Consider the following 1,752-nt stretch of genomic DNA (forward strand, 5'->3'; position numbering starts at 1 on the left):
AAAAAAGTACCTCCTCAATTGGCTGAGGGGCTCGTTTTCTCAAAAAAGTATCTCCTGAATTGGTTCAGGAACTCGTTTTCTCAAAAAAGTACTTCTTCAATTGATTGAGGAGCTTGTTTTCTCAAAAAAGTACTTCCTCAATTGACTGAGGAGTTCGTTTTCTCAAAAAAGTACTTCCTCAATTGGCTGAGGAGCTTGTTTTTCCAAAAAAGTACTTCCTCAATTGGTTGAGGAACTCATTTTTTGAAACAACAATCGCTTCACCTCATTGAAGAGATTGTTGTTTCAAAAGCTTACTTCTTTGCTTTCTTTTAGCAAAGGAATGATTCAAAATTCGGGAGATTCTATTTTGTGAACTTGTAATTGTATTTTACGATAGGTAAGAGTGATGATGTTTTTAAGTAAATTAAATTTAGAGGTGTAAAATTATGAGAGTTTGTATTACTCCTTATATATAATAGAAATAGGTGCTTCGGTAAAAAAAATGTTAAAAAAGTTTTATTGCTTTACAAAATAAATTAAATTTATAATGGTTTTAATAATAATGCTGTTGGTTCACATCATAAAAAAATAGAATATGATAGAACAAATGAATTTTTCAAAGCTGCACTTAAATGAGTTTTTAAGTTACTGTGGCGAAATATCAACTTATCTAAAATCGATCGATAAGGAAGGATTACAAATTGTATCTGCTATTGATCAGTTTGCAGCCAGGTACGAGTTGGCTGTTGCGGTGTCGAACCGTGCTCGATCCAGTAAGTTTACGGATATGCTAAAAGCAAAAGACCATCGTCGTGATGAGTCTTACCTTGCATTTAGAAACTTGATTGAAGCATGCTCTCATCGAAAGAATGCAACAACTGCTGAGAAAGCAGAAAGTCTGTTGAGAATAATCAGGTCTCATGGATGGTCGTTACAAATTGAGAGTAGGGCAGATCAATCGGCTAAAATGACCAGTTTAATTAAAGAACTCAGCTCCGCTGAAAATACCAGTTTAATAGAGCAACTGTCTGCTACCGATTGGTATCAGGATATGGTTGATGACAATGCAGAATATTTGAAACAGCAAGAAGATAAAACTGTTGCTGAATCATCGGAAACGGAGTATGACACTTTAGGAGTGTACAAAGAATTAAGAGTGAGTTGTGAGCAATTGTTCGAGGCTATTGAGGTGTTGAATCGCATAGCTCCTAACGAAAAATACAATCAGATGGTAGCATTCATTAATGATTGTACACAGCGCTATCAAACCATTATGAAAACACGCACTACCAAAAACGAAAACGCTAAAGAAGAACAAACCCAGGAACAAGAGGCATAAATAAAGAAAGCAGAGGCTCCACAAATTCTCGAGTTAAACCGACGAAAGTTTCAAAAGGGAATTAAGGGCCTCGGCTTATGGCAAAAATATAATCATTTTGTCAGTATTTATCTATCCTCTATAATTTTTATACCAACAGCATTTATTTTACGACTAAACCTCCTTTTTAACGAAAGGAGGTTTTTATTTTTTAGATGATTTAAAATTCGCTAATTCTGAATAGGGGAGAGCATAGACATCTTGTTAAGATGCCTTAAAATTTACTGCACAAAAAAAGAGTCACCAATATTTTGGCAACTCTTCATTTCTTTAAGTGATCCCTCTGGGGTTTCCCGATGATCCGCTATCGCTTCTATCGGGATAGACTTCTCACCCTAAGGAAATTTCAGGCATAAAAAAAGAGTCACCAAGATATTGGCAACTCTTCATTT

Annotated in this window: 1 protein-coding gene; it reads left to right on the forward strand. The window is 35.1% G+C overall.

The genetic code is table 11. The features are described from left to right. Positions 1–577: 577 nt before the first annotated feature. Positions 578–1,321 carry a DUF6261 family protein gene (locus JCM15579_RS19890; protein ID WP_054723044.1) on the forward strand — a complete coding sequence of 248 codons (744 nt, stop codon included), beginning with the start codon at positions 578–580 and terminating at the stop codon, positions 1,319–1,321. Positions 1,322–1,752 lie beyond the last annotated feature (431 nt).

The sequence above is a fragment of the Marinifilum fragile JCM 15579 genome (assembly GCF_001310955.1).
GTDB classification, from domain to species: domain Bacteria; phylum Bacteroidota; class Bacteroidia; order Bacteroidales; family Marinifilaceae; genus Marinifilum; species Marinifilum fragile.

Excerpts from the sequence above, each read along its gene's own strand:
- JCM15579_RS19890 (WP_054723044.1), top strand. The coding sequence starts at position 578 with ATGATAGAACAAATGAATTTTTCAAAGCTGCACTTAAATGAGTTTTTA.